Here is a 20601-nt window from a genome sequence, read left to right on the forward strand (position 1 = left end):
CACCGGCCGTCGGGCCGGCGGCTGCTGATCCAGGGCAGCGCCGGTTTCGTCGAGGGCGCGCTGGCCGGCCACCGCGCCGACGCGGTCTACCTGTCCGTCGGTCAGCTGGGGTTGCGGCCACGCTCCTACCTGATCGACTACTGGACCGAGACCGTGCGCGCGGTGGCCGGCCAGCGCGCCCTCGACGAAACCGGCGCTGCCCTGGATCAGCAGCCGCCGGCCCGACGGCCGGTGGTGCACCAGCGCCGACCAGGACTCACCGCAGCGGTAGGCGGCGGCCTTGACCGGCGGGGTCAGCGGCGCATCGATCGTGCCGGGGAACCGGTCGGGTGGGCAGTGATGGGACTCCACCAGCGTCACGTCGTAGGCGCCCAACGTGATCGGCTCACCGCTGCGGGCGATGACGAGTCGGTCCTCGGGCAGCCCGTGTCCGCGCCCGACGTTGGCCGCCGAGCGGCCGCCGACCAGCCGTGCGCCGGTGCGCTCGGCCACCAGCGCGGAATCCAGCGCGTGGTCGATATGGGTGTGCACCGGGATCACGGCCTCCAGCCGTGACACCTTGGCCCGCGCCAGGCAGCCGTCCACGCGGGCCGGCGACGGCGCCACCTTGCCGGCCGCCACGCGCGCCAGGCCGGGCCGGGAGAAGTAGCCGTCGGTCAGCAGCGCCGACGAGCCGTCGTCGATGAGCAGCGTCGCCACGCCCATCCACGTCACCGACAGGGACCCCGGTTCGGCGGCGGGCGCGTCGAACCGATCCGCGTACCGCCCGATGTCGGGCCGGCCGAATTTGAGCCGCATCAGCCGAACGCCCCGATCTCGACACCCGCGGCCGTAAGCCCATCGCGCACGGCGATGGCGATCTGCACCGCGCCGGGCGAATCGCCATGCACGCAAACCGATTCCACGTCGACCGCGATGGGCGTGCCGTCGGCGGCGGTGACCCGGCCGGAGGTCACCATGCCCACCACGCGCTCGGCGATCGCCGCCGGGTCTCCCAGCACCGCGCCGGGTTCGCGGCGGGACACCAACTGGCCGTCCGCCCGGTAGGCGCGATCGGCGAAGCCCTCGGCCACCGTGCGCAGGCCGCGGCGCGCGGCCTCGTCGAAAAACGCCGAGCCCGCCAGGCCCAGCACCGGCAGCGCCGGGTCCGCCATCCGCACCGCGTCGGCGACCGCGGCCGCCTGTTCGCGGTGGGTCACGATCGTGTTGTACAGCGCGCCATGCGGTTTGACGTAGGACACCGCGGAACCCGACGCGCGCGCGATCGCCTGTAGCGCGCCGATCTGGTACACCACATCGGCGGCCAGGTCATCGGCGGCGACGTCGACGAAGCGCCTGCCGAACCCGGCCAGGTCGCGATAGCTCACCTGCGCCCCGATCCGTACACCGCGCTCGGCGGCCGACCGGCAGACCCGCAACAACCCGGCGGGATCCCCGGCATGGAATCCGCACGCCACGTTGGCGCTGCTGACGATCCGCAGCATGGCGTCGTCATCACCGAGGCGCCAGACGCCGAAGCCCTCGCCCAGGTCGGCGTTGAGGTCGATGCGGGCCACCCGTCCAGCTTATGGGGCGGCGCCGGCGCCGTCCGGAAAGGCGGTCGTCTTCCCCGGCCGTTAGCGGTTGACGACCGCGGCAGCGATCTGTTGGGCGAGGTCGACCGCGGACGAGCCGGGGAGGAAGGAGCCGCACGCGGCCACGTCGATGACGACGTTGTTGCGCACGGTCAGCGCGCGCTGGCAGCGCCAGCCGTCCTGGCTGCCTTCCTGCTCTTCGGACGTGCTGAGCGTCCCGCCGACCTGGTGGGAATCGGCCACCGCCCAGGCGATCTCGGCCTGGCCGGGGGGATGGTCGATGAACCGGCGGTTGGCGCAGGCGGACCACCGCCGGACCGAGGCCCCGTAGAACGCGTTGGCCTGGCGGGCCGCCGGGTAGGCGATCACGGCCTGGTTGACGGAGTCGTTGCGCACCTTGGGGTCGTCGAAGCTGTCGTCCAGTCGCTCGCCACGCACCGCGATCCAGCCGGTGTCCGCATAGACCGCCTGCTGGGCCGGCCCGGCCATCGCCAAGCAACTCTGGTCGCTGAACGTCTGGCTGGAGTCCCACATCTCCTGCGTGCGATACCGGATCCGCATTCCCGCACCCAGGATGTCGTTGATCTTCCTGTCGTCGAGCAGCAGCCCGTCGAGGGCGGTGACGGCCACCGGGGCCTGCGTCAGCGGACCGCGGGTGTCCGCGGGCGCGGCGCTACCGCCCACGACGGTGGTGCAGCCGGCCGTGAGGGCGCATACCGCCGCCTGCAGGAGGATCGGGAACTGCCTACGCACCAGAGCCTTTCGGACGCGGGGCCCGTCTGTGCCGACAAGCTTAGGCGCCGACCTCCCGCCGGCGCTCGAGCAGCCAGCAGACCAGGTAGATCAGGAACGAAATTCCCGCGACGAAGACCGACACCGGAACGCCGGGCGCCAACGACAGCACAATGCCGCCGACGGCGGAAACCTCGGCGAAGACGACCGAGGCCACCATCGCCGCCGCCGGGGAGGCCACCACGCGGGCGGCCGCGGCCGCCGGGGTGATCAGCAACGACATCACCAGCAGCGCCCCGACGATCTGCACGGCCTGAGCGGCCACCACACCGACCAGCGCGGCGAACACGATGCCCAGCGCGCGCACGGGCACGCCGCGGGCCGCGGCGACGTCGGGGTCGACGGTGGCGAACAACAGTGGGCGGTAGCAGGTGCCTAGCACCGCGATGACGAGCAGGCACACTAGCGCCAGCATGGTCAGGCCGGTGTAGCCGACGCCGACGATCTGCCCCGTGAGCAACGCGAAACTGGTCGCGGTCCGGCCCGGGTAGAGGTAGATGAACAGCACCGCCAGGCCAAGCCCGAAGGCGAGCACCACGCCGATCACCGAATCGCGTTCGCGCGCCCGCCGCCCCAGGACGCCGAACAGCGCGGCCGCCAGGGCGCTGCCGACCAGCGCTCCCAGCCCCACCGAGACCCCGACCAGCAGCGCGAAAGCCGCTCCGGTCAAGGACAATTCGCTGGAGCCGTGCACGGCGAACGACATCTGACGCATCACGATGAACGGCCCGATCAGCCCGGCCACCAGTCCCAGCAGCGCGGCGGCGAGCAGCGCCTGCCGGACGAAGTCGTGGCCGAGCAGGTGCGCGGTCACGTCGAAGTCGAGCAGGTGCGCCAGGACGTCGGTGAGCCGGTGGTTCACGGGTGCGCACCGTCGTTGGTGTCGCCCACCACCACGTAGCGGTCCTTGACCTTCACCACTTCGATGTCGGCCCGGTACAGCAGGGACAGCGTCTCCGTGGTCATCACCTCGTCGACGGTGCCGATGCGGAATCGGCCGTCGACCAGATAAACCAGCCGGTCCACGTATGGCAGGATCGCGTTGACATCGTGGGTGACGACGATGACGGTGGTCGCCGCATCCCGGCGGCGGCGGTCGATCAGCGCGGACACCAGCTTGGCGTTCGCCGGGTCCAGGGCCAGCAGCGGCTCGTCGCACAGCAGCAGCATCGGATCGCTCACCAGCGCCTGAGCGACGCGGATCCGCTGCAGCTCGCCGCCCGACATCACGCCGACGCGGACGTCCGCCAGGTGCTCGGCGTTGACCTGTCGCAGCGCGTCGGCCACCGCCGCGCGGCGCCGTGCCCGGTCGGCGGCTCTGCGTGGCAGGCCGCCCCAGTGGTGCCCGTCGAAGCCCAGCCGAATTAGGTCGCGCCCCCGCAGCATGACGTCGTGGTCCATCGGCCGGTGTTGCGGCACGTAGCCGACCCGTCCGCTGCCCGCGTTCATCGGCTTTCCGTCGACCAGCGCGATACCGGCGGACAGCGACAGCTGGCCCAATAGCACCTTGAGCAGTGACGTCTTGCCGCTGCCGTTGGGGCCGAGGACCGCGATGAACTCGCCGCGCGACACCGAAAGGTCGAGGTGGTCCCACAGCACGCGGTCGCCGAACGCCAGCTTGGCCCCGCGCAGCGAGACGGTGGCCGGGTGGCGGTCGACGGCCGGGGCCGCGTCGAGGCTCACGGCTGTACGGACCGGCCCGATTGCAGCGCGGTCAGCAGCTGGTTGACCGTGTTGCGCTGCCAGGTCAGGTAATCGGTTCCGGCGGGCAGGGTTTCGCTCACCTCGGTCACCGGCACGCCCGAGCGGCGCGCGGCGTCCCGCAGCCCGTTGATCGCCGCGGTGGACGTCTGCGGATTGATCAGCACCGCCGCCACCTGGCGGTGGTTGATCAGGTCGAGGACGAACGCCATGTCGGCCGGCGAGGGATCCGTCTCGTTCTCGTTGGCGGCGGTGAAGGCGGGCGGCGTGCGGTTGACCAGCCCGGACGCCGCCAGCAGGTAGTGGCCGACCGGTTCGGTCGCGATCACCGCGGTGCCGGGGTAGGCGCTGGCGATGGCGTGTTCGGAGATGGCGATCGCGTCGGCGCCGCGGCAGAACTCGGCGGCGTTGGCGCGGTAGTCGGCAGCGTGGGCCGGGTCGATGGCGGCCACGCGGTCGGCGATGGCGAAGGCGACCGACTTGGCGACGTCGAGGTTGTAGAAGACGTGCTCGTTGGCCGGCTGCCCTCCCGCGGTGGCTTGCTTGAGGAACGAATAGGCGCCGATCGACTGCACGCCGGCATGCCCCGCCAGCACCTGCTCCACCCAGGGGTCGTAACCGCCGCCGTTGTACACGACCAGGGCGGCGTCGGTGATGGCGGCGGCGTCCGATGGGCTGGCCGCATAGGAGTGCGGGTCGGTGTCGCTTTCGGTCAGGATGGCGTTGACCGGGACGTGACGGCCGGTGATGGCGAGCGCCACGCTGCCCCATACCCCGGTGGAGGCGACGACGGTCGCCGCCCGCGGGTGCGCGGGGCCGCCGCAGCCGGTGAGTGCGAAGGCGGCCAGCAGGACCAGCGCGGCGGGCAGCCAACGCAGCGCACCGCCGAGCGCGCGTCGTCCCCGCCTGAGCGCCATGCGCACGTCCGAATTCCTCTCGCTGGGCCGACCGGCCGACCCATAATACTAATGAAAATCGTTTCCATTACAAAACCGTCGAACAGTCGCCGCGTAGGCGCGACCGACGATGCGCTGTAGCGTCACCGAACGTGAGTCCCGCATCGCGCCGGCGTGCGACTTTGGCATCGCTGGCCGACGAACTGAAGGTTTCGCGCACGACGATCTCGAATGCCTTCAACCGGCCGGATCAGCTGTCGGCCGACCTGCGCGAGCGCGTGCTGGCTACGGCCAAGCGGCTCGGGTATCCGGGTCCCGACCCGGTGGCGCGATCCCTGCGCACCCGCAAGGCGGGCGCGGTCGGGCTGGTGATGGCCGAACCGCTGACCTACTTCTTCAGCGACCCGGCGGCGCGGGATTTCGTCGCCGGGGTCGCCCAGTCCTGCGAGGAGCTGGGGCAGGGGCTGCTGCTGGTGGCCGTCGGGCCCGGCCGCAGCATCCAGGACGGGATGAGCGCGGTGCTGGGCGCCGGTGTGGACGGCTTCGTGGTGTATTCGGTCTGCGAAGACGACCCCTATCTGCAGGTGGTCCTGCAGCGCCGGTTGCCGGTCGTCGTCGTCGACCAGCCGAAGGAGCTCGCCGGTGTGTCCCGGGTGGGCATCGACGACCGGGCGGCGATGCGAGAACTGGCGGACTACGTGCTCGGGCTGGGGCATCGCGAGATCGGGCTGCTGACCATGCGGCTGGGCCGGGACCGCAGGCAAGGGCTGGTTGACGCCGACCGGTTGCGGTCGCCGGCTTTCGACGTGCAGCGCGAACGGATCATCGGCGTCTGGGACGCGATGACGGCGGCCGGCGTCGACCCCGACGCGCTGACCGTGGTGGAGAGCTACGAGCACCTACCGGACTCGGGTGGGGCCGCCGCCAAGGCGGCGCTGGAGGCCAACCCGCGGATCACCGCGCTGATGTGCACGGCGGACATATTGGCCCTGTCCGCCATGGATTACCTTCGCGCGCATGGGATTTACGTTCCCGGGCAGATGACCGTCACCGGTTTCGACGGCGTGCCCGACGCGGTCGGCCGGGGGTTGACCACGGTGTCCCAGCCGAGCCTGCAGAAGGGCCGCCGGGCGGGTGAGCTGTTGTTGAGCCCACCGCGGTCGGGTCTGCCGGTCGTCGAGGTCTTGGGCACCGAGCTGATCCGCGGACGCACCGCCGGTCCACCCGCCTAGCTGTCTGGCGGCGACCCGCTTCGCCCGGCTACGCCGCGCTTGCGATCGCCGCCTAGCCGTCTGGCGGCGAGGCTAGCCGCCGTTCTGGTCCCCGATCAGCAGCCGCACAGCCAGGTCCAGTCGCTTGCTGACGTCGGTCGCCGAAGCGCGCCGGGTGAGCCAGGCCAGCAGGTTGGACAGCCAGACGTCCGAGATCACCCGGGCGATGTGGTACTGGTCCTCGGTCGGTTCGCCGTCGGCCATCGCCCGGGCGAACATGGAGTCGATGAGCTTCTCGACCTGGTCGACCTCGCTGGCCGCGGAGGCGTCGGCGAAGACGTAGGCACGCGTCATGGCCTCGGTGAGCAGGGGATTGCGTTGCATCGCCCGGTTGAGCTTGCCGACCATGAAGTTCAGCCGTTGGAACGGCGTCCCCCCGGCGACCGATGAGCGGTCGGTCTTGGCGTCGATGCGGCTGAATTCGCGGCCCAGCGCCGAAACCAGCAGGTGCACCTTCGACGGGAAGTACCGGTACAGGGTGCCCACCGCGACGTCGGCGCGGTCCGCGACGGCACGCATCTGAACCGCCTCGTAGCCGCCCTTGGACGCGATCGCCATGGTGGCGTCCAGGATGCGTTTGCGCCGTTCCCGCTGGGCCTCCGAGCCGAGTTCGGACTCGGCCAATACCGCCACGTTCATCACCTCGCGCGGCTGCGAGTCAGAAGCGCGGCTCGAGTTGGCCTTCGAGTTGGCACTGGCTGGCATCTGAAGGGTTGCTCCTGTTCCTGGCGGCTCGCTTGCAAACGATACGCATGCTGAGTGTGAATTTCCCACCTCCGTACCGCCGGGGCAGCCGCGTGTGCTGCTGCGATGGCGTTCGACTTGACGGTCGATCGCTGGCACTATTAGAACACGTTCTAGTCTGCGACGAGGGCGGGTTGCGCAGCGGCCCGAGGCAGACCGGACAATCGAGAGCTAGGGGTCGTAGGCCCCACGTCACGTCGAGTCGAAGGACGCGGAGGTCCCGAGGGTGGTAGCGACCGTCACAGACGAACAGTTCGCCGCGCGCGCCCTGGTGCGCGACTGGGCCCGCAACGCGACGTCGGGGCCCGGTGGGACGACGGCGATTCGCCAGGTCGAGCGCGGCGACACGGACGCGTGGCGTCCGGTGTTCGCCCGCCTGGCCGAGCTGGGCATTTTCGGTGTCGCGATCCCCGAGGAGCACGGCGGGGCGGGCGGCAGCGTCGAGGACTTGTGCGCGATGGTCGAGGAAGCGGCCAAGGCGCTGGTGCCCGGTCCGGTGGCGACCACCGCGCTCGCGACGCTCGTCGTGACCGACCCCGACCTGCTGGGGCAACTGGCCGCCGGCGAACGCTTCGCCGGGCTTGCGCTGGAGGGTGACGCCCAGTTCGACGGGCAGACCTCGCGGGTGTCGGGTGTCCTGCCGTGGGTGTTGGGCGCCGCCGACGGCGGCGTCCTGTTGCTGCCCGCCGACGGGAAGTGGCTGCTGGTCGACACCGACAGCGACGGCGTGCAGATCGAGCCGCTGGAGGCCACTGACTTCTCCCGGCCGTTGGCCCGGGTGGTGCTGACGTCGGCACCGGCCTCCGCGATCGCGACGGCGTCAGGGCGCGTCGAGGAACTGACGGCGACGGTACTGGCGGCCGAGGCCGCCGGCGTGACCCGGTGGTCGCTGGACACCGCCGTCGACTACGCCAAGGTCCGCGAGCAGTTCGGCAAGCCGATCGGCAGCTTCCAGGCCGTCAAGCACCTGTGCGCCGAGATGCTGTGCCGCGCCGAGCAGGCCGAGGTCGCCGCCGCCGACGCCGCCCGCGCCGCCGCGGAGTCCGACCCCGACCAGTTCTCGATCGCAGCCGCGTTGGCCGCGAGCATCGGCATCGCCGCCGCCAAGGCCAATGTCAAGGACTGCATCCAGGTGCTCGGCGGCATCGGCTGCACCTGGGAGCACGACGCGCACCTGTACCTGCGCCGGGCGCATGCCATCGGTCGCTTCCTGGGCGGCGCCGAGCGCTGGCTGCGCCGCGTCACCGAACTGACCCAGGGCGGCGTGCGGCGGCGCCTGGGCATCGACCTCACCGGCGTCGAGGGCCAGCGTGCGGAGATCGCCGCGGCCGTCGCCGAGGTCGTCGCGCTGCCCGAGGAGAAGCGGCAGGCGGCGCTCGCCGAGGCCGGGCTGCAGGCGCCCCACTGGCCGTCTCCGCACGGGCGTGGCGCGTCGCCGGCCGAACAGCTGCTGATCGACCAGGAGATGGCGGCGGCCGGCGTGGTCCGTCCGGACCTGGTGATCGGCTGGTGGGCCGCGCCGACCATCCTCGAGCACGGAACGCCGGAGCAGATCGAGCGCTTCGTGCCGGGCACCTTGCGCGGTGAATTCCTGTGGTGTCAGCTGTTTTCCGAGCCGGGCGCCGGCTCGGACCTGGCGTCGCTGCGCACCAAGGCGGTGCGGGGTGACGGCGGCTGGCTGCTCACCGGACAGAAGGTCTGGACGTCGGCGGCCCACAAGGCGCGCTGGGGCGTGTGCCTGGCGCGCACCGATCCCGACGCGCCGAAGCACAAGGGCATCACCTACTTCCTGGTCGACATGCGCTCACCGGGCATCGAGATCCGCCCGTTGCGCGAGATCACCGGCGACTCCCTGTTCAACGAGGTCTTCCTGGACAACGTGTTCGTCCCCGACGAGATGGTGGTCGGCGAGGTGAACGACGGCTGGCGCCTGGCCCGGACCACCCTGGCCAACGAGCGCGTCGCCATGGCCACCGGCACCGCGCTGGGCAACCCGATGGAGGAGCTGCTCAAGGTGCTGGCGAAGCTCGACCTCGACGCCGCGCAGCAGGATCGGCTCGGCCGGTTGATCGTCATCGCCCAGACCGGCGCGCTGCTGGACCAGCGGATCGCCCAGCTCGCCGTCGGCGGGCAGGACCCCGGCGCGCAGTCCAGCGTCCGCAAGCTCATCGGGGTGCGCTACCGGCAGGCGCTCGCCGAGTACATGATGGACGTCTCCGAGGGCGGCGGGCTGGTCCGCAACCACGCGGTGTACGACTTCTTGAACACCCGCTGCCTGACCATCGCCGGCGGCACCGAGCAGATCCTGCTCACCGTGGCCGCCGAGCGGCTGCTCGGCTTGCCGCGCTGACTAGGTGTCGACGCCCGACCCGAAGTGGTAACGGATGCCTCGGCCCAGGCGCCTGACCGGGGTGATCCGGAAGAGCACCTGCATCAGCCACCAATACCATGGCGAGTAGTACCGGCGGATGTCTTCGGCGTCGGCGAACCACCACTCGCAGTCGAACACCAGACCCGGCACGGCCCGTTCCAGCTCGCGCGGGTCGGTGATGCTCCAATCCAGCTGCGCGCCTGACGCTTTGACTGGAGGGTAGCGCTGCAGGAGCCACACCCCGGCCCGGCTGTAGCCGTCCAGGAGCATCTCTCCGCCTTTGAAATGCCCGACAATGCGCCGCAGCATCGCCACGCCGTCGGCGCGCCGTAGATACGGTGTCAGCCCCTCGGCGACCACCAGAACCTCACGGTCCCCGGTGATCCCGTCGAGCAGTTCTGGGTCGGTGACCGAGGCGCCGACAACGTGCAGACCAGGGCGCTGTTCAAAAAGCTTGCGGCGCAACGCGATGACATCAGGTAGGTCGATGTCGTACCAGTCGACGGTGGCCGGCGGGTCGACGCGGTAGGCCCGCGTGTCCAGCCCGCAGCCCAGATGCAAGACGACACAGGCGGGGTGACCGTCGAGGTATCCCTTTACCCGCCGGTCGTAGGCCTTGGAGCGCACCGCGGAGGATTGTTGATCGCGATCGCGCATGCGCAGGCTGCTGAAGTCGTAGTCGAGTCGTCGCACGGCCCTGTCGGCTTCGCGGTCGCCGAGGATGGAATCGGGCCGGCGGCTCTCCAGCGCCTTGCCGTAGAGGGTGACCAGCGCGGTCTGCTGCGTCCCCGTGAGTGTCACGCACTCACCCATGATCAGCCATCTTCGAATGCGGCCTGAACCAGGTATGCGGCGGACGGCTCAGGAGAACGTGGTCTGGGCGCAGGTGCTGGGCGAGGTGGTGTTGACGCCGGGATAGACCACCTGAATGTGGGTGCACATGATGACGTTGTTGTCCGTCTTGGGCTGGCCCGTCTGCCAATCCGTGGAGTCGATGCGGCCGGTGGTCTGGTACTTGTCCGGCGGGCCCTCGCCGAAGTAGACGGTGGTGATCTCGTCGGAACCCATCGACTTCATCACCCGCTCGTGTTCGCCGTTGGCGTGCGCGTCCAGATAGGCCAGCCGGTTCGACGAACGGATCTCGGTGGTCTGGCGGGCCCACAGGCCGGACGGGAAGCCGGTCACCCCGTCGGGCGTCAGCATGTCCGCTCCGGCGGTGAAGTCGCAGTGGCCGTCGGACTTGAAGCAATTGAGGACCGCGCGCGTCTCGAGCTGGTTCGGCCCGTCCAGCGGGAACAAGGTGGTGGCGGTGTTGCTGGCCGCGCCGGCGACGGGACAGGGCAGCAACGCCAACGCCGATCCGACGACCGCAAACCCCGTGATCAGCCGCTTCATGCTGCTCCCCTTTCGGTTCGCCAACCCTAACGGTGAACCTAATCCCGCGACTACTCGTCGTAGGTGACTTCTACCGAATCAGATTCGGGGTGAGATTGACAGGCCAAAATGAGGCCGTCGTCGAGGTCCTGCTGTTCGAGCACGTCGTTGACCTCCATGCTCACCTTGCCGCTGCGCAAGGTGCACGCGCACGCGCCGCAGTGGCCCTCGCGGCAGGAGAACGGCGCGTCGAGGCCCTTCGCCAGCAGGACGTCGAGCAGTTTGGCGTTGCGCGGCCACGACACGGTGTGGGTTTCACCGTCCAGCTGCACCACGGCGGTGGCCGGCGGCTGGTCGCCCGGTGCGGTGTCGTCGATCTTCACCGCCGCGAACGGGTCGGAGTCCAGCGACTTGAACACCTCGATGTGCACCTGCGCCGCAGGCACTTTCAGTGAATCCAGCGCCTCCCGGGCGGCGTCCATGAAGGGTCCGGGCCCGCAGATGTACACCGGCCGAGCGGTATAGGGGGCGGCGAGCTTGGCCAGCGCGGCGACGCTCGGCATTCCCTGCAGCGATTCCAGCCAGTGCACCACCGTGAGCCGGTCCGGGTACTTGGCGGACAGCTCGCGCAGCGCGTCGCCGAAGATCACCGACTTCTCGTCGCGATTGGCGTACAGCAGGGTCACCTGGCCGCCCCCCTCGGCGAGCGCCGACTTGCAGATCGACATGATCGGGGTGATCCCGCTGCCCGCGGCCATCAGCAGGAAATCGTCGTCGAGGGTTTTCGGCACGAAGGTGCCCGACGGTGCGAGCACGTGGATCCGCATGCCCGCCCGCGCGTGCTCGCACAGCCAGTTCGACGCGTATCCGTCCGCGGTCCGCTTGACCGTGACCGTCAGCGCGTCGTCGGTGAACGGCGAACTGCACAGCGAATAGCAGCGGGCCACCGAGCCGGTGCGCTCGCTGGGAACGCGCAGCGTCAAGAACTGGCCCGGCGCGTAGCGCAGCCGCTCGGGCGGGATGTCGGGGTCACCCGGCTCGTCGGGCACCGCGAACACCAGCGACCGCGCGTCGTCGGTCTCGGCGACGACCTCCGCGATCTGCAGCTCAAGGACGTGGTCACCGAGTGGCTCGTCGAGATTGGCCTCGGCCACGACCCATCCTCCCTCTCGTCACAACTAGAACATGTTACAGAAAACCCGATTCATATCGCTACCAGCCGCAGGAATACCCTGCTCGACACAAATCGGAACGTGTTCTAGTCTCTGGTGTAAGTCCGCACTCTCAGGAGGCAAACTTAAGTGACGTCCATTCAACAGCGTGACGCGCAGTCGGTTTTGGCTGGCATCGATGATCTGCTGCCGCGGATCAGGGAGCGCGCTCAGGCGACGGAGGATTTGCGGCGGCTGCCCGACGAGACCGTTCAGGATCTCCAGGACATCGGCTTCTTCACCCTGCTGCAGCCCGAACAGTGGGGCGGACTGCAATGCGATCCGACCCTGTTCTACGAGGCGGTGCGGCGGCTGGCCAGCGCGTGCGGTTCCACCGGCTGGGTCAGCTCCATCATCGGCGTGCACAACTGGCATCTGGCGTTGTTCGACCAGCAGGCGCAGGAGGAAGTCTGGGGCGAGGATCCGAACGTGCGGGTCTCGTCCTCCTACGCGCCGATGGGCGCCGGCGTGGTCACCGACGGCGGATACCTGGTCAACGGTTCCTGGAACTGGTCGTCCGGCTGCGACCACGCCACGTGGGCCTTCCTCGGCGGTCCGGTGATCAAGGACGGCCGCCCGGTCGACTTCGGCAGCTTCCTGATCCCGCGCTCCGAGTACCGCATCGACGACGTGTGGCACGTCGTCGGCTTGCGCGGCACCGGCAGCAACACCGTCGTCGTCAAGGACGTCTTCGTGCCCCGCCACCGGTTCCTGTCCTACAAGGCGATGAACGACGGCACTGCCGGCGGGTACCAGACCAACACCGCACCCGTCTACAAGATGCCTTGGGGCACAATGCATCCCACCACCATTTCCGCGCCGATCGTCGGCATGGCCTATGGGGCCTACGACGCGCACGTGGAGCACCAGGGCAAGCGGGTGCGCGCGGCGTTCGCCGGCGAGAAGGCCAAGGACGACCCGTTCGCCAAGGTGCGCATCGCCGAGGCGGCCAGCGACATCGACGCGGCGTGGCGGCAGCTGAGTGGCAACGTCGCCGACGAGTACGCGCTGCTGTCGGCCGGCAAGGAGATCCCGTTCGAGCTGCGCGCCCGCGCCCGCCGCGACCAGGTGCGGGCGACCGGGCGCGCGATCGCGTCGATCGACCGGCTGTTCGAGGCCTCCGGCGCCACCGCCCTCGGCAACGACCAACCGGTGCAACGGTTCTGGCGCGACGCGCACGCCGGCCGGGTGCACGCGGCCAACGACCCCGAGCGGGCCTACCAGATCTTCGGGAACAACGAGTTCGGGTTGCCGCCCGGCGACACCATGGTCTAGGCATGACGGCAACAACGGGGGAGTTGACGTTCGAGTCGACCTCGCGCTTCGCCGAAGTCGATGTCGACGGACCGCTCAGGCTGCACTACCACGAGGCCGGGGTCGGCAACGACCAGACGGTGGTGCTGTTGCACGGCGGCGGTCCGGGCGCGGCGAGCTGGACGAACTTCTCGCGCAACATCCCGGTGCTGGCCCAGCGGTTCCATGTGCTGGCCGTCGATCAACCCGGCTACGGGCTTTCCGACAAGCGCGCCGAGCACGGCCAGTTCAACCATTACGCGGCGCGGGCGCTCAAGGGGCTTTTCGACCAGCTCGAGCTGGGACGCGTTCCGCTGGTGGGCAATTCGCTGGGTGGGGGCACCGCGGTCCGGTTCGCCCTCGACTACCCGGACCGGGCCGGCCGGCTCGTGTTGATGGGGCCCGGCGGTTTGAGCATCAACCTGTTCGCTCCCGATCCGACCGAGGGCGTCAAGCGGCTGGGGAAGTTCTCCGCCGAACCGACGAGGGAAAACCTCGAGGCCTTCCTGCGGGTCATGGTCTACGACCAGAAGCTGATCACGCCGGAGCTGATCGACGAGCGGTTCGCGCTGGCCAGCACGCCGGAATCGTTGACCGCGACCCGGGCGATGGGAATGTCGTTCGCGGGGGCCGATTTCGAGCTCGGCATGATGTGGCGCGAGGTGCACCGGCTGCGCCAGCCCGTGCTGTTGATCTGGGGTCGGGAGGACCGGGTCAACCCGCTCGACGGCGCGCTGGTCGCGCTGAAGACCATTCCGCGTGCGCAGCTCCACGTTTTCGGGCAGTGTGGGCATTGGGCGCAGGTGGAGAAGTTCGACGAGTTCAACAAGTTGACCGTTGATTTCCTTGGAGGCGCGTGATGAGCATCCGTTCGCTGGGTTATCTCCGCATCGGGACCACCGACATGGCGGCCTGGCGCGAATTCGGCCTGAAGGTGCTCGGCATGGTCGAGGGCAAGGGCGACACCGAGGGTGCGCTGTACTTGCGCATGGACGACTTCCCGGCCCGGCTGGTGATCGTGCCGGGAGAGCGCGACCACCTGCTGGAGGCCGGCTGGGAGTGCGCCAATGCCGAAGGCCTGCAAGAGATCCGGAACCGGCTCGACGTCGAGGGCGTGCCGTACAAGGAGGCCACCGCGGCCGAGCTGGCGGATCGCCGGGTCGCCGAGATGATCCGGTTCTCCGACCCGTCGGGCAACTGCCTGGAGGTGTTCCACGGGGTCGCGCTGGAGCACCGCCGCGTGGTGAGCCCGTACGGGCACAGGTTCGTCACCGGCGAGCAGGGATTGGGCCACGTGGTGCTGTCCACCCGCGACGACGACGAGGCGTTGCACTTCTACCGGGATGTGCTCGGCTTCAAGCTGCGCGACTCGATGCGATTGCCGCCGCAGGTGGTGGGCCGGCCCGCGGACGGGGCGCCCGCGTGGCTGCGGTTCTTCGGCTGCAACCCGCGCCACCACAGCCTGGCCTTCCTGCCGCTTCCGACGCCGAGCGGGATCGTGCACCTGATGATGGAGGTCGAGAACGCCGACGACGTGGGCCTGTGCCTGGACCGCGCATTGCGCCGCAAGGTGCCCATGTCGGCCACGCTGGGCCGGCACGTCAACGACCTGATGCTGTCGTTCTACATGAAGACGCCCGGTGGGTTCGACGTCGAATTCGGCTGCGAGGGAAGGCAAGTCGAGGACGACGACTGGGTCGCCCGGGAAAGCACCGCCGTGAGTTTGTGGGGCCACGACTTCACGGTCGGCGCCCGCGGATAGTCATGTCTGCGCCGATCGATCCGCGGGCCTTCCGGCAGGTGCTGGGCCAGTTCTGCACCGGTATCACGATTATCACCACCGTGCACGACGACGTCCCGGTCGGCTTCGCCTGCCAGTCGTTCGCGGCGCTGTCGCTGGACCCGCCGTTGGTGCTGTTCTGCCCCACCAAGGTGTCGCGGTCCTGGCAGGCCATCGAGGCCACCGGCCGGTTCTGCGTCAACGTGCTGAGGGAGAAGCAGAAGGACGTGTCGGCCAGGTTCGGATCGAAGGAACCCGACAAGTTCGCCGGGATCGACTGGCACCCCTCCGAACTCGGCTCGCCGATCATCGACGGGTCGCTGGCCCACATCGACTGCACGGTGGCGTCCGTGCACGACGGCGGCGATCACTTCGTGGTGTTCGGCGCGGTGCAGTCGCTGTCGGAGGCACCCAAGATCAAGCCGCGGCCGCTGCTGTTCTATCGCGGCGAATACACCGGGATCGAACCGGACAAGACCACGCCCGCGCAGTGGCGCGACGACCTGGAGGCGTTCCTCACCGCCACCACCCAGGACACCTGGCTCTAGCCCGGTCAGCGGCGGTAGGTCTCGTGCCGCACGGCCTCGGCCTCGGTCGTCGGCTCGTGCGACGCCGGGGACCGCACCGCGTTGGGATCGTCGCGCTCACTCGCCGGCTTCGCGGCGGCCTCCGGGTGCAGTTCATCGGCGCGGTTGAACTGCTCCTGCAGCTGCTCGCGCGACGCCGCGACCTCGCTTTGGTGCTCGGCCGCCCGCTCCTGCAGCCGGGCGGCTTCGGCCGCCTTGACCTCCGCCTCGGCCTGCGCGGCGCGAGCCTTGGCGGCCGTCTCCTGCGCAAGCGCTTCACGCCGCTCGACCTGGGCCTGCGCCAGCCTCGCTTGTTCGCGAATCTCCTCGGCCTGCCGCTGGCGCCGGCGGCGTCGCACGCTGCTGAGCGCGACGAGGGCCACGAGAATCAACAGGACCGCCGCGGCGGCGACCACGATCCAGATAGCGCTGCTGTTCATTCCGGGCTCCCATCAGATTGGTTTTCGCCGGGCGCTGGGCGCCGGCTCGTTGTGGGATCCCCGTATCTGGCGCGAGTAAAACAAACGGGCTGGGATCGACGGCCCCGACCAGGTGACCTCAGCGCCTGCCGGCGTGCCCGTGCCCTTGCGGGCGAGACGGATTGTCCGGGGTGATCCGGAATACCGGGTAACGGCCGGCAATCCCCTCGAACTCCGCCAAGGGTGCGTCGCGGCCCAGGGGAATGTGGGGGCGCGCGCCCGGCGCAACGGCGACGTAGCGGCGCAAGACGGGCGCGCGGTCCCCGGTGGCGACCTCGAGCAAGCGCACCGGTTCGGGGTGCCCGCGCCGCAGGACGGCCCGCCCGTCGGCGGCGCGGACATTGCGCACCCAGTTCACCTCGTTGCCGAGCATCGAAACCAGGTAGCGTCCGCCGTCATAATCGACGACGACCACGGCGACAGGGATCACTCGTCCGGACCGCCGCCCAAGCACCTCGAGGGTCATCGCCCGCGCCGGGGACAGGACACCGGCCGAATACTGCAGCGCGGACAGCCGATTCATCACTCTGGCCGAAAAGCCCGGCCGCCCACCGCGATACATCCATCGCTTGGCGCCGTACCACCAGTCGACGACCCGTCGCCCCTTCACCGTCGAGCGCTCACGGCCGTCGTCGCTACATGAAGTCGAGCGCCTCGACCGTCGCGATCGGGCCCTCGTGGGTTGGCCGGTTCGCGCCGCCGATGCAGTAGACGGTGTTCCCGACCGTCGCAACCACCTCGGCATGGCGCGCGGTGGGCATCGGGGGCAGGGTGCTCCACTTCCCGTCGGCGATGTCGTACATCTCCACCACGTTGAGCACCATCGTCGGTTCCTCGCCGCCGGCCACCACGATGCGGCCGTCGATGTAGGTCGCGCCGTAGCTGCCGCGCGGGGTCGGCATGCCGACCAGCTTGGTCCAGGTGCCCGACTGCGGGTCGAACCGCTCATTGGCCGCGGAGTTCTTGTCGGAGGAGAGGAACCGCCCGCCGATCGCGTACAGGTAGGTGCCGTCCGACACCGCCGCCAGGTGTTCGCGCGGCGTGGGCATGTCGGCGGCGTCCTTCCACGAACTGCCGTCGAAGACCTCGGTCTGCGGAACGAGTTGCTTGGCGTTCTGGCCACCGACCGCGACGAGCTTGTCACCCACCACTGCCGCGGCAGGGGCGGCGCGCGCGTGGGTGAGATGCGGCAGTTCGACCCAATTGCCGCCGCGTAGCGCGAACACCTTGTTGGACGCTTCGGCGAGCTGATCGCTCGCGCCGCCGAGCACCACGACTTCGCCGCGATAGGTCGCCGCCGTCGCGTGATGCAGCGGGATGGGCAACGGTGGCCCGGTCTGCCAGGCCCCGGTGCGCGGGTCGTAGCTCTCGACGGTCTGCAGCACCGCGCCGTTGCGCAGGCCGCCCAGAATCCAGATCTTGTCGCCCTGGACGGCCCAGGCCATCATCAGCCGGGGGGTCGGTGCGTCGGGCAGCGAACGCCACTGCGACGCCGGCTGGATCCTGCGGGCCGGGAGTTTCAGTGCTTCCGCCGACGAGGTGAGCTGGCCGTCGCCGACGGCGGTCGACCCGCCGATCGCGTACACGGATTTCTCCACGGCGTCGACGGCCATGCCGTGCCGGGCGGTGGTCATGTCGGGGAGACTCGACCACGTCTTCGTCATCAGGTCGAATGCGGCCACGCTCTTGAGGAGCTGCCCCGCCGACACGCCGCCCGCCGCGACCAGACGCCCGTCGACGATCGCCACGCCGAAGTCGCTGCGCGCCTGGCTCAGCGCGGGCAACGCGGTCCAGGTCTTGGCGGCCGGGTCGTATGCCTCGACCGTCGCCAGGTCCGCGGTGCCGTTGGTGCCGCCCACGGTGTACATCAGCTTCCCGTCCGAGGCCCCCGCCAGCAGTTGACGCGGCGTCGGGATGGGCGCGCCCAGGGTCCAGGTGTTGCCGTCGAACACCTCGGTGGTGTTCAGGAGCGCGCCGCTCGCGTCGACACCGCCGGTGACCACCAGGCGGTCGCCGACGACGGCCGCCGCCGCGGCGGCCCGGGGTTGCAGCAGGTGCGGAAGCTCGACCCAGCGGCTGTTGATGACCCGCCAGACCTGGTCGCTCGCCACGTTCTTGCCGACTTCGGACTTCCAGCCGCCGAGCACGACGGGGTTGCCCTGCCAGGTGACCGCCATCGCGTGTGAGACGGGCACCGGCAGGTCGTCGCCGACCTTCCAGCTGTCGATGACGGGGTCGTACCCTTCCTGCAGCCCGGTGAGCCCGCCGTCGCTGCGGATCCCGCCGAAGATCCAGATCGTGCCGTCGGCCTGGGTGGTGGCTGCCGCGTCCCGCGAAATGCGAGCGTTGGTGATCGGCTTCCACTGCATGGGCGGCTGTGCGGTCGGCTGTCCGGAACGGCCCTTCGGCCCGGCGTTGTTGTCGTTCGGAAGCGCGAAATAGACGCCGGCGGCCACCAACAGCACGACGGCGGCGAGAGCGCCGGCCGCCAACGCGATGCGGTTTCGCTTCTTGCCCGGTTCCGCGAACCACCCGGCCAGGCGGACCCCAGGGCTGCGCGGTGGCCCCTGGACGCCGCCGCTTCGACCCGACGGCGCGGCCTTGGGTGGCTGCAGCTTCGGTTGCGTCGCCGACCCGTGCCCGCCGCGCAGCAGGCTGGCCGCCTCGGACAGCTCGGCGGGGCCGGACTGCGGGAAAGGTGCGGTCTCCAGCGCGTGGTCGACCGGGGCGCTGATCGCGGAGGTCGGGTCGTCGTGCCCCGCGGGCCCCCGCGGGGGCGCGGCCATGCTCGACGTGTTCGGGGCGGGCGGCCGCGCCGCCTCGCCTTGAATGCCCGGTGGCACCGGCGCGGCGTGCGGGAGATCCGCCACGGCCGAGGGGCGTCCGGTGATGGCCATCGCGTCGGGCTTCAGACCGTTGCGGCGCTGCGCGGCCTGCAGCTCGCGGCCGAACTCCTCGGCCGAGGCGGGCCGCTCGGCGGGGTCGATCGACATCGCCCGCTCGATCGCCGAGCACACCGCGTCGGGAATGCCGTCGGGACGCATGTCCGGGATTCCGGTGGTGCTGATCCGCAGATACTGCGCAATCAGGTCCTCGCCCTTCTTGCGCTCGTGCGCGGCGTTGCCCGCGATGAGCGCGTAGAGCGTGGCGCCGAGGGAATACATGTCGGAAGCGACCGTCGCCGGGTTGCCCGTCATCACCTCCGGGGCGGTGAAATCGATGGTGCCGGAGAAGAACCCGGTCGCCGTCTCGTACCCGCCTTCGATGTGGGCGATCCCGAAATCGCTGAGTTGCGGCTCGCCGTAATCGTTGACCAGGATGTTGGCCGGCTTGATGTCGCGGTGCAACGTCCCGGCCCGGTGCGCGGTTTCCAGTGCGCCACAGAGCTTTACACCGATGTGCAACGCCTCGGGCCAGGGCACCGGCCCCTCGCGGCGCAGCCGCACCGCCAGCGAATCCGCCGAGTGGTACGGCATCACGATGTAGGGTTTGCCGCTCCCGGTGACGCCGACCCGCAGGATGTTGACGATGTTCGGATGCCCGGAGAGCCCGCCCATCGCGTAGCCCTCGCGCAGGAACCGTTCCCTGCTGTCGTCGTCGATGTGCGACGGCAGCACCTTCACCGCAACGCTTCGCCCGAGCGCGGTCTCGTAGCAGCAGTAGATGACCCCCGCCCCACCCCGGGCTACCTGGCGCGCGTCCTCGAACCCCGCGGCCGCCAGCTCCGCGGCGATGCCGCTCGGTACCGGTGCGACATTGTCGGAACGGGGCGCTTCAGGCATTTGCTGGGGCTCAACCCTCCGCGAACTATGTGATGGGCGAGCTCAAGATTAAGCGCTCACCACCTGGCCGGTGCGTCTTTCGGCAACCTTGGTCGACCGGGCCGTGACCGGGGCCCAGAACAGTTAGCCGGCGGGCGGGCTGCCTGGCTCAGCCGTCGATGGTCGGCGGACCCTGGTGCGGCCGTTGCAGCGCGGCGAATTCGGGAACGCCGGCCATGGCGAGCACCGCCTCGAGCAGCCGAACACCGTCGTGCGCGTTCGGCGCCTGGGTCAGTACCGGCCCGGAGAAGGCGCGGCCGCCGACCGCGATGATCGGGCCGCCGGCCTCGTCGCCCAGGGCATCCTGGCTGGCCTGGTGCGCCCGTCGCACCGCTTCGTCGAGGCCACTGTCGTCGAGCGCTTCGGCGAGGCGTTCCTCGAGCCCGTTCTCGGTGAGTGCTTCGCGGATCGCGTCCGCGTCGAGTTGGTCCCCGCGCACGTGGATGCGCCGGCCTATCGAGTCGTAGAGGCCCTCGAACGCGTCGGGCCCGCGTTGGTTCACGGCCGCGGCGAACAGGCGTCCCAGCCGCGTGGAGCGCTCCATCATGCGTTGCTGTTTGGTGTCGTCGGCGTCCTGGCCTTCGTTGAGCACCGCCAGGCTCATCTGCCGCAGGACGACCGGCTGCTGCGTTGACTGGGCGGCGTCGCGCAGCCAGCGCGCCGTCACCCAGGAGAACGGACAGACGGGATCGAGGTAGAGGTCGACGTCGGCCACGGGTTCCTCCTTC

20 protein-coding genes are annotated in these 20601 nt (G+C 70.0%); 6 read left to right on the forward strand and 14 right to left on the reverse strand.

The genetic code is table 11. The features are described from left to right. From A5692_RS00375 to A5692_RS00400, 6 genes are all read right to left on the reverse strand, one after another. Positions 1-798, reverse strand: a 798-nt coding sequence (locus A5692_RS00375) for an MBL fold metallo-hydrolase (RefSeq protein ID WP_068050977.1), incomplete at its 3' end; no start/stop codon positions are given. After that, positions 798-1556 (reverse strand): LamB/YcsF family protein, encoded by a 759-nt coding sequence (locus tag A5692_RS00380; protein ID WP_068050979.1) that lies wholly within the window; start codon positions 1554-1556, stop codon positions 798-800. The genes A5692_RS00375 and A5692_RS00380, both read right to left, overlap by 1 nt. Before the next feature lie 60 nt (positions 1557-1616). Then, entirely contained in the window at positions 1617-2330 is a 714-nt protein-coding gene (locus A5692_RS00385) for a sensor domain-containing protein (RefSeq protein ID WP_068050980.1), read from the reverse strand. Positions 2331-2367: 37 nt separating this feature from the next. Next, entirely contained in the window at positions 2368-3228 is an 861-nt protein-coding gene (locus A5692_RS00390; protein WP_068050982.1) for a metal ABC transporter permease, read from the reverse strand. Then, a complete protein-coding gene (locus tag A5692_RS00395; RefSeq protein WP_068050985.1) occupies positions 3225-4049 on the reverse strand; it encodes a metal ABC transporter ATP-binding protein in 825 nt (274 codons plus the stop codon). Before A5692_RS00395 ends, A5692_RS00390 begins: the two co-directional genes overlap by 4 nt. Further along, entirely contained in the window at positions 4046-4984 is a 939-nt protein-coding gene (locus A5692_RS00400) for a metal ABC transporter solute-binding protein, Zn/Mn family (RefSeq protein WP_068050987.1), read from the reverse strand. Before A5692_RS00400 ends, A5692_RS00395 begins: the two co-directional genes overlap by 4 nt. Before the next feature lie 131 nt (positions 4985-5115). On the opposite strand from A5692_RS00400, the gene A5692_RS00405 reads away from it, so the two are divergent. Beyond that, entirely contained in the window at positions 5116-6195 is a 1080-nt protein-coding gene (locus A5692_RS00405) for a LacI family DNA-binding transcriptional regulator (RefSeq protein ID WP_068050989.1), read from the forward strand. 72 nt (positions 6196-6267) lie between these two features. Here the strand turns inward: A5692_RS00405 and kstR are convergent, their stop codons facing one another. Further along, on the reverse strand, positions 6268-6867 hold the full coding sequence (kstR, locus tag A5692_RS00410) for a cholesterol catabolism transcriptional regulator KstR (RefSeq protein ID WP_040621610.1): 600 nt from the start codon (positions 6865-6867) through the stop codon (positions 6268-6270). 337 nt (positions 6868-7204) lie between these two features. Between kstR and A5692_RS00415 the strand changes: the two genes are divergently transcribed. Beyond that, entirely contained in the window at positions 7205-9328 is a 2124-nt protein-coding gene (locus A5692_RS00415; protein WP_068050991.1) for an acyl-CoA dehydrogenase, read from the forward strand. On the opposite strand, the gene A5692_RS00420 is transcribed toward A5692_RS00415, so the two are convergent. The 3 genes from A5692_RS00420 to A5692_RS00430 are packed head-to-tail and all read right to left on the reverse strand — an operon-like array spanning position 9329 to position 11877. Then, on the reverse strand, positions 9329-10150 hold the full coding sequence (locus tag A5692_RS00420; RefSeq protein ID WP_197514298.1) for a class I SAM-dependent methyltransferase: 822 nt from the start codon (positions 10148-10150) through the stop codon (positions 9329-9331). 60 nt (positions 10151-10210) lie between these two features. Continuing rightward, positions 10211-10744: a hypothetical protein gene (locus tag A5692_RS00425; RefSeq protein WP_068050995.1), complete on the reverse strand. Its 534-nt coding sequence runs from the start codon at positions 10742-10744 to the stop codon at positions 10211-10213. Positions 10745-10794: 50 nt separating this feature from the next. Continuing rightward, positions 10795-11877 (reverse strand): ferredoxin--NADP reductase, encoded by a 1083-nt coding sequence (locus tag A5692_RS00430; protein WP_068050997.1) that lies wholly within the window; start codon positions 11875-11877, stop codon positions 10795-10797. A gap of 147 nt (positions 11878-12024) precedes the next feature. On the opposite strand from A5692_RS00430, the gene hsaA reads away from it, so the two are divergent. From hsaA to hsaB, 4 genes are read left to right on the forward strand one after another with little or no spacing between them, the layout of a single operon-like run. Then, complete coding sequence (hsaA, locus tag A5692_RS00435) at positions 12025-13209, forward strand: 3-hydroxy-9,10-secoandrosta-1,3,5(10)-triene-9,17-dione monooxygenase oxygenase subunit (protein WP_068050999.1); 1185 nt, start codon at positions 12025-12027, stop codon at positions 13207-13209. Positions 13210-13211: 2 nt separating this feature from the next. Next, on the forward strand, positions 13212-14087 hold the full coding sequence (gene hsaD, locus A5692_RS00440) for a 4,5:9,10-diseco-3-hydroxy-5,9,17-trioxoandrosta-1(10),2-diene-4-oate hydrolase (RefSeq protein WP_068051002.1): 876 nt from the start codon (positions 13212-13214) through the stop codon (positions 14085-14087). Continuing rightward, positions 14087-14989, forward strand: coding sequence for an iron-dependent extradiol dioxygenase HsaC (gene hsaC / locus A5692_RS00445; protein ID WP_068051004.1), 903 nt, complete (start codon positions 14087-14089; stop codon positions 14987-14989). The genes hsaD and hsaC overlap by 1 nt, the downstream gene beginning before the upstream one ends. A 2-nt stretch (positions 14990-14991) precedes the next feature. Further along, a complete protein-coding gene (gene hsaB, locus A5692_RS00450; RefSeq protein WP_067925559.1) occupies positions 14992-15555 on the forward strand; it encodes a 3-hydroxy-9,10-secoandrosta-1,3,5(10)-triene-9,17-dione monooxygenase reductase subunit in 564 nt (187 codons plus the stop codon). 5 nt (positions 15556-15560) lie between these two features. Here hsaB and A5692_RS00455 read toward each other — a convergent pair whose 3' ends face one another. From A5692_RS00455 to A5692_RS00470, 4 genes are all read right to left on the reverse strand, one after another. Further along, on the reverse strand, positions 15561-16013 hold the full coding sequence (locus tag A5692_RS00455) for a hypothetical protein (protein ID WP_068051006.1): 453 nt from the start codon (positions 16011-16013) through the stop codon (positions 15561-15563). A 118-nt stretch (positions 16014-16131) separates the two neighbouring features. Beyond that, the gene (locus A5692_RS00460; RefSeq protein ID WP_231984132.1) at positions 16132-16662 is read right to left on the reverse strand and encodes a nitroreductase family deazaflavin-dependent oxidoreductase; all 531 of its coding nucleotides are present in this window, start codon (positions 16660-16662) and stop codon (positions 16132-16134) included. Positions 16663-16687: 25 nt separating this feature from the next. Next, positions 16688-19834: a serine/threonine-protein kinase gene (locus A5692_RS00465; protein WP_068051010.1), complete on the reverse strand. Its 3147-nt coding sequence runs from the start codon at positions 19832-19834 to the stop codon at positions 16688-16690. A 148-nt stretch (positions 19835-19982) separates the two neighbouring features. Then, the gene (locus A5692_RS00470) at positions 19983-20588 is read right to left on the reverse strand and encodes a DsbA family protein (RefSeq protein ID WP_068051012.1); all 606 of its coding nucleotides are present in this window, start codon (positions 20586-20588) and stop codon (positions 19983-19985) included. Positions 20589-20601: the final 13 nt, after the last annotated feature.

The sequence above is a fragment of the Mycobacterium sp. E342 genome (assembly GCF_001667665.1).
GTDB lineage: Bacteria > Actinomycetota > Actinomycetes > Mycobacteriales > Mycobacteriaceae > Mycobacterium.

Bases quoted from the DNA above. Each gene is read 5' to 3' on its own strand.
- A5692_RS00400 (WP_068050987.1), bottom strand. From the start codon at position 4,984: ATGGCGCTCAGGCGGGGACGACGCGCGCTCGGCGGTGCGCTGCGTTGG.
- A5692_RS00425 (WP_068050995.1), bottom strand. From the start codon at position 10,744: ATGAAGCGGCTGATCACGGGGTTTGCGGTCGTCGGATCGGCGTTGGCG.
- hsaD (WP_068051002.1), top strand. From the start codon at position 13,212: ATGACGGCAACAACGGGGGAGTTGACGTTCGAGTCGACCTCGCGCTTC.
- hsaC (WP_068051004.1), top strand. From the start codon at position 14,087: ATGAGCATCCGTTCGCTGGGTTATCTCCGCATCGGGACCACCGACATG.
- hsaB (WP_067925559.1), top strand. From the start codon at position 14,992: ATGTCTGCGCCGATCGATCCGCGGGCCTTCCGGCAGGTGCTGGGCCAG.
- A5692_RS00455 (WP_068051006.1), bottom strand. From the start codon at position 16,013: ATGAACAGCAGCGCTATCTGGATCGTGGTCGCCGCCGCGGCGGTCCTG.
- A5692_RS00465 (WP_068051010.1), bottom strand. From the start codon at position 19,834: ATGCCTGAAGCGCCCCGTTCCGACAATGTCGCACCGGTACCGAGCGGC.